At 36.4% G+C, this 6,876-nt stretch carries 6 protein-coding genes; all 6 read left to right on the top strand.

The window, feature by feature from the left end; translation table 11 throughout:
- The first annotated feature begins 81 nt into the window (after window positions 1-81).
- Window positions 82-369 carry a hypothetical protein gene (locus ACFILL_RS06215; protein ID WP_273791311.1) on the top strand — a complete coding sequence of 96 codons (288 nt, stop codon included), beginning with the start codon at window positions 82-84 and terminating at the stop codon, window positions 367-369.
- A gap of 138 nt (window positions 370-507) precedes the next feature.
- On the top strand, window positions 508-873 hold the full coding sequence (locus tag ACFILL_RS06210) for a hypothetical protein (protein WP_273791312.1): 366 nt from the start codon (window positions 508-510) through the stop codon (window positions 871-873).
- Window positions 874-1,571: 698 nt separating this feature from the next.
- Window positions 1,572-1,898, top strand: a complete 327-nt coding sequence (locus ACFILL_RS06205) for a hypothetical protein (protein ID WP_273791313.1) — start codon at window positions 1,572-1,574, stop codon at window positions 1,896-1,898.
- A 90-nt stretch (window positions 1,899-1,988) separates the two neighbouring features.
- The gene (locus tag ACFILL_RS06200) at window positions 1,989-2,786 is read left to right on the top strand and encodes a hypothetical protein (RefSeq protein ID WP_375631408.1); all 798 of its coding nucleotides are present in this window, start codon (window positions 1,989-1,991) and stop codon (window positions 2,784-2,786) included.
- A gap of 918 nt (window positions 2,787-3,704) precedes the next feature.
- On the top strand, window positions 3,705-4,148 hold the full coding sequence (locus tag ACFILL_RS06195; RefSeq protein ID WP_273791315.1) for a hypothetical protein: 444 nt from the start codon (window positions 3,705-3,707) through the stop codon (window positions 4,146-4,148).
- A gap of 1,689 nt (window positions 4,149-5,837) precedes the next feature.
- On the top strand, window positions 5,838-6,599 hold the full coding sequence (locus ACFILL_RS06190) for a DUF4167 domain-containing protein (RefSeq protein ID WP_375637714.1): 762 nt from the start codon (window positions 5,838-5,840) through the stop codon (window positions 6,597-6,599).
- The last annotated feature ends 277 nt before the right edge of the window (window positions 6,600-6,876 follow it).

Genomic DNA, 6,876 nt, shown 5'->3' with positions numbered 1-6,876 from the left:
TGAGAAATGCAAGAGCCGTACAACGAAAAAAGAGATGCAAATGCCTTAATACGCGTTTAGCTTATCAAAAAGGGGGATATAATGGCACTTTTTCCATTTTCTATTGCTGATATTGATGATCCGGAATGTATTCGTGTGGTTCTTTATGCTAGCGGAAGAATGGGACATGCTCCTTTGAATGCTCTGTTGAAGCAAACACGTCAAGATCTCCAATGTTTTGATAAAATACAGACTCAAAATATTCTCCAACTTACACAGCGTTTGGATATTTTAGAACAACAATTGAAAACGATTATCAAAGATCTTGAAGATGTGAAACACAAACAAGACGCTGAAGAAGCGGATAAAAGTAAAACGATGGGTGATTAACCATCTCGATTTGTGTCTCTATGGGATTTAGCTCCTTTAAAGCAGTGAGATAGATAGTTGTGAACAGGATAGTTATTTTCCTGTCCATAGAGCATTTATTTTTTTGATCAACCAAAAATGAAAAAGAGGTATTCTATAATGAAAAAATTGATTTTAATATTTTTAGCTTTGTGTCTTACTGGACCAGCTTCTGCACGTTTGAGGACTATTTCAGATGATTGTTCAGATATCGGCGGAACAATGGTTCGATCACAAATCATCAATAATATTTCTGTCATTCCATATAAAAATTTGCAAGGGGTAAATATTCTCTCTGTTTTGGAAACGAGGCCTACAGAAGAGCCAGAAATGTCACAAATTACAGGAAGAACATTTCATATTCAAAGTCCTGAGATTGTTGAGCTGGCCTATAGAGCTTACAGTACATCGCAATTCGTTGATATTTGTTACAGAAGTAACTATCCAATCAATGTTATTCGAGGGCTGAGAGTGCGTGATAATTAAGCGTATTATCTGTATTCGTTGTGACTTAAATAAGTGATGCTTGGAAAATGGTCAATCTTCTACACTAAGGTTATTTTAACCCTAGCAGTTTTCTGATTTACAGTTTTTACTCAGAGTATAATCGTTCATGTTTTACAGAATTCATGAGTGATCGGTATTGAGGATCTATCTTAAGATATTCAACTACAGTTTTTTCTATTTTAAACTGAGTAATTTTGCATCAATCGTCGTTTGAGCTTAGATGGCAATTTCATTCTAGCGTTTGGTGTTAGAAAGATTTTAAGCGTAGTGAGGCTGTAAATACTTGTCTTAATTGTCTTTGTTGACAGTATGCCGCTTGCGATAGGCAATAAATCATAGACACATTTTGAATCCGTAGAATGCACGTACATTAACAATGGCAGACATTTTCAGTGGTAGTATTGCCAATGATAGAGCTTGTGCATGCGATGTTTTGTTGTGTGAATAAGTCATCATTCACGCGGCACCAATAAGGGAAGGCTTTGCTGTAGAGCCTGTAAAATAAATCGTGCAACAGCGGGGTAGGGGTCAGAATAGACTGAGATGAGGCAGCCTTATCACGGGCTAAAGCTGGTCAAAATTCTCGTCTTTAAGGAGGCGAGGAGGCTAAAAATATCCATTAGATTGCATGGGGATGCATTTCATGTCCGTTGCAATAAATTTAAAAGAGGTAAATTATGAAAAGTTTTTTGAAAAAAATATCCATTGTTTTGGTGATGATAGCATTAACAACAGGTGTTTCTCATGCTGGAGTTTATGAACAAAACGGTTATCTCAATTCGGTTCAAGTCGTTAGCGCAGGAGCACAATGTCGCCTAGAGCTCAGATACGGTATCAGCCCTACTTCAGACATTCAAAAAGGTATTTGGGGCTGTGATAACATTGTTGGAAAAAGTATTTTGGATTTGGCAAAAACCGCAGTCATTTTGAACAGAAAAGTAATGGTTATTTTTGAAGCGGGTCATGTGCCAGCAAAAAGGGTTTTAGCCATCACTTTAAAATAAGATCAATAGGGGTTTTTCTCCCTTTTTATATCTGTAACGCTTCAAGAGGTTACAGGTATAAAATATGGAGTGTATATCAAAGGTATAAAAATGTTTCAAAGAGCATTCTCAGTATTTTTAGTGACAGTTTTATTTTTTTTCTTTTCAGATGTAAATCTGTCATATGCTATTGATCCTCCCCATATGGTTTTCCGTATAGATGATCGCTCTCCATCTGTTATATTCTTTGGAGGAGGTTTTGCCCCTTGGGGGGATGATCAGGATATCATACATCATGTAACTGGGCACTCTATTGCTCAACAGACTTCAGCATTTGTGTCTACAACTGCAAATATGGATGCAGTTTACAGAATGGCGCGGCAACAGATTGCTAATAATCCTGATGAAACGTACTGGCTATATGAAATTATTCCAGATATAAATTTTTATTATGTTCCTAACTCACTCTTTGATACAGCCATGTCTGCTGACAACGTTGTTCAACATGAACAAGTTATGGATCTTTATTATGCATATTTATGGCAGGATGAATGGGCTTCGCTGGGGGCAATCAATACAAATCATATATACTCTGCAAGAAGTATTATGCAGCAAGCGAATGGTGATATTGTCATTGGTCCTAGAACCTTTAATTCTCTTTTTGTTGCCGCTCCATCACAAGTAAATTCGGGGACACTTCCTTCACAAGATTACACTTTTTTATCAGCTTATTATTCTGATAGCGAGGATGCGTTATCTCCAATGTCACTGGCATTTCTTGTAGAATCCTGTAACAGCTCTTCATCCAGTGGTCATATGGAGCGTTCTGGGGATTCTTCCTGCAGCACATACAAACATTCTGTTGATGATATTATGTATAAAATGAATCTATGGTATGAAGCTCTTTAAAGAATTACAGCTATATCTTGCTATTTAATCAAAAACAAAAAAGTAGGGAGATAGCGCATTTCTGTTTTATTTGATTGGTTCTGATGCGCATAGTGCGTAGGGCAGAGAAAATTTTTCGGTATTATGAAGTGTGATAGGGGTGCTATAAAGCATAGGTGTGACATCATCAAAAATGGAAGCGTTGATTTAACAGTATTTGTTGATCTCGATTAGAAAGTCCGTTCTTTTCTTTGTTTGGAGTTTTACATCAATAATTTCTTATCTTGTTGTCGTGCTGCCTTTTGAGAGTGCGGTGATAGAAGGCGTGTAAGATTTTATATATGAAGTGTTTGTGTGGTGAATAACGGTAAATCCATTGAGCACTCCCATCTTTACGCTTATGTAGAGGCAAGCCCGCACCATCATTGTATTTGCTCGCTCCCAATATTACGACAGCCTTGGTTCGTGAGACGCTTCATAAGAGGCATATGCCTTTCTTATACAGTTTTTAATCCACATGCTAGCTACGCTTGTAACTTGTAAGCAACATGGTTTTGGTTGATTTAACATAAACAGGTTTGAAATGAGAGAATCCTATGGTGTTCGGGTCTCTCATTCAACATGCAAAACAATAAATACTCTTTATAAATCAATATGACATGTCTTAAAGAAGACGAATTGTTTATAGATCCGCATGGATGAAGAATCTTCGTCTTTAAAGGTGGTGAGAGAAAATCATCAGCCCTATTTTTTCATAAAGGGTATGAGAAAAGTATTTTACAAGAATTTTATACGATAAGAATTATACGATAAAAAAAGAGGGGCTTTTGACATAAGAGTCTTGATCGTTTGTTGCTATAACCTGTATTGTGTACACAAATACTTCTATCATTTTTTGCTGTAAAAGCTTCTCTTGGGATATTAAAGGGTACAATCTTTATGGAAAAAAGAATCCGAGCAAGACAAAAGGCTTATTTCAAAAGATTATATCGCAAGATTGCTTTTGTTTGCATAATACTTTTTTGTATAGTGTTTTTGTGTTTTGTTGTTGCTAAGGTGGTTAGTTATTTTTCTTCTCATAAAAAAGTAACACAACAAGCACCCGTTGAATTGGTTATTCCTGTTTTTGATCTGCGCGTATATTGCAAGGAAATTTCTGCTTCCGTTATGCCCGATATGAAAAGAGAAGTTTATCAGCATTGTCTTAATTTGGAAAGTGAGGCCTATTTTGCTATTCGTGAAATGTGGGATAAGCTTTCTGATAGTGCTAAAAAACAATGTTTGACGATGGTCCGTCCTGGGGATGGAAATTATTTTCTCTTACGAGACTGTTTTCTCAATGAAAAAGAAAATAAAACAGGCAAAAGGCGCAATTACTTTTAAGTTTTTATACGGAAAGTTAAAAGGAAGCGAATTTTTATAAAAAAATAAAAGCCTCTTAAATGACTATCTGCCTCAAGACCAATAGCAACCTGATTTATTTATCTTGTTATATCGCACTTCTTATTTAAGGTGTGGCGACATAAGGTATGGATGCCGTCTTGAAATGTTTAAGGGGAGGGCGTGGTAGAGTTTCAGGAGGATTTGTTGCGCTTTTTAAAGGGAAATAACGAGTGTGGGAAATCCATTTCATAATGATTTTAGTGAATGGTATAATCCTCATAAAATGTATAAAATTTATAGAGCATGTTCATCTTTATGATTTAAAAAAGAGTAAGCCGGTACTATCTCACACTTTGCTTGCTCCCAATGGTGTCTCTCGACAGCCCTTTAGCCTTAGAGACGGTTCATAAGAGGTACTTCAAGTCTTTTTTATTGTTTTTACTCCACGCAGGTTTTCCCACGTGTAACATGCAAGAAAAGAGATTGATTCAACAGAAAACAGATAGAAAATGAAAAATCCTACGGTATTAAGTTTTCTTACTCAACACAACAAATATGAATTATCATTATAAACCAATTCACTGTACGAATTTTATAAGAATTTTCATTGTTGACAGACCAGTGTGACTCGAGAATCTTCGTTCTTTGAGGGGGTAAGTCAATAGACATGACTAAAATGAGTAAAAAAACTTCCTTTTATAAACATTCAAGGCTTCTTCATGCGTAAAACGCTGTGCTGGGTTTACAAATGTGCTTGTTTTATAATTCTAGTTTTCTTTATCAGAAAATACTTTATCAGAAAAGATAAGTGAGGAAATGCGTTAGGCCATTCTTATTGATAGGCTTTGAGGAGGGTATTTTGTTGAGAAGAAACTGATTTTTTAAAAAAAGTTTGATATATTGGTCGGGTTTTTCATAATTTAATATTTTTTTGTATTTAAATATTTTATTTTTAAGCTCAATTTGTTATAAATAAAAACTGTGATTAACTTAAAAACTCTATGGGTTAAAATAGAAATTGATAGTATCGTTAGCTTATTTGGAAAAGAAGATTGATCTCTTGGTGATTATAGGGCTTGAATAATACTTCGTGTTAATCTATCTATAAAAATCAAGAGGTTTTGTGAAGCGATCGTGGATTATCGCTCGCAAGGGGTTGCTTTAGCGATGAAGAGAGGCTATATTTATAAAATAAAGAGGTTCGCGCAGTGACTCGTTGGGATGGAAGTGCTTGTGGTTTAAATGCACGAGGGGTAGAGAATATCGGCGTTTTTAAGAGCTGTGGTTTTAGAGCAAAAAAGGAAGCTTCTAATATTCTCTGGCAGGAATTTTTTCTTTGTCAGGTATGTTGTGTGTGTGTTTTCCTTTTTGTTTTCCACAAGATAATTATTTTTTTAGTGAAATATGGTTTATTTTAAAAAAAACACTTGGCATTTTACGTGAACATCATTAGATTTCTGCTGTTTGACAGAGAAAAAGGGAATTTTTGATTTACGATTTCCCTGCTGTTTTGTGATTTTCAAGAAAATATATGCTTTTATCAATATCAGTAGGGTTCGTTTGAGTGAAATAAACGCGGATAGCTTGATAATCGTATGTTAAAAATGATCAGCATTATCAAAAGATAATGTAATGAGGAAGCGTCAATTAAGACACACAATAAGACAAACACTCCAAAAAGGGATAAAGATGAGGCCACAACAAAATAGACGGGTACGCGGTCGCAATAATAACAATAATGGTAATAACAATAATAATCGTCGCGGTCCTAATCCGTTGTCTCGCAATTATGAAAGTAGCGGTCCGGATGTTAAAATTCGCGGGAATGCTCAGCAAATTGCTGATAAATACATAAGCCTTGCGCGTGATGCACAAGGTGCAGGCGATCGTGTTATGTCGGAAAATTATTTACAACATGCCGAGCACTATTTGCGTATTATTTTAGCAGCAGCTGGGCAAATGTCTCAATCGGTTCGGCGTGATGAAAATCGTGGTGATGAAAACGAAAATCGTGATGAAAACAATGGGCAAGAATGCGGTGAAATAAATCTTGACGGTGAAAAAAAGGATACTGTTGAGGGTGATACAGATGTATTACAAATGTCGTCGCAAAAAAATGGCAATGGCCAATATGATAAAGCGCAAAATGGGGATGCACGTGGAAACGCTTTAGAGGCTCTATCGGATGAAAAAACAGATCAAGAGCACAGTCTTTCTGAGAAAAATGTTGAACCCGTCAAAAAAACACGTCGTTCTCCCCGTCGACGTACTGTACGGACTCAAGATGAATCATCTCTTGAGCTTTCACTTACAACAGCAGAAAGCTCTAGCAATGGAGATGCATCAACAGCAACAAAAGAGGATTCTTCCTTGCCTGGATTAGGTGAGGGGATACAGAGAAAACCGCGCCGTCGCCGAGTGGTCAATCTTGAGGCAGAGGAAAATGTTTAAACCTGAAAGGTGCTGTATAAGCGCTTGTGGTGATGTTATTGGTATTATGATAGTAAATTGTATATACTCAAGAAGCCTCTTGCGCTTTCTTTAGATTTTCACGGGCAGTATTGAGACTTAACAAAGGGTGTTGACAGAAAAGATTGCCTCTTTGCTGGGATTTAAGTAAGGGAATACAGAGAAAGATGCGTCGTCGCTCAAGTGGTCAATCTTGAGGCAGAGGAAAATGTTTAAACCTGAAAGGTGCTGTATAAGCGCTTGTGGTGATGTTATTGGT

The organism is Bartonella sp. AP20NXHL, assembly GCF_042196165.1.
Taxonomy (GTDB): Bacteria; Pseudomonadota; Alphaproteobacteria; order Rhizobiales; family Rhizobiaceae; genus Bartonella.
This window is presented reverse-complemented; position numbering and strand designations above follow the sequence as displayed.

Excerpts from the sequence above, each read along its gene's own strand:
- ACFILL_RS06215 (WP_273791311.1), top strand. The coding sequence starts at position 82 with ATGGCACTTTTTCCATTTTCTATTGCTGATATTGATGATCCGGAATGT.
- ACFILL_RS06210 (WP_273791312.1), top strand. The coding sequence starts at position 508 with ATGAAAAAATTGATTTTAATATTTTTAGCTTTGTGTCTTACTGGACCA.
- ACFILL_RS06205 (WP_273791313.1), top strand. The coding sequence starts at position 1,572 with ATGAAAAGTTTTTTGAAAAAAATATCCATTGTTTTGGTGATGATAGCA.
- ACFILL_RS06200 (WP_375631408.1), top strand. The coding sequence starts at position 1,989 with ATGTTTCAAAGAGCATTCTCAGTATTTTTAGTGACAGTTTTATTTTTT.
- ACFILL_RS06195 (WP_273791315.1), top strand. The coding sequence starts at position 3,705 with ATGGAAAAAAGAATCCGAGCAAGACAAAAGGCTTATTTCAAAAGATTA.
- ACFILL_RS06190 (WP_375637714.1), top strand. The coding sequence starts at position 5,838 with ATGAGGCCACAACAAAATAGACGGGTACGCGGTCGCAATAATAACAAT.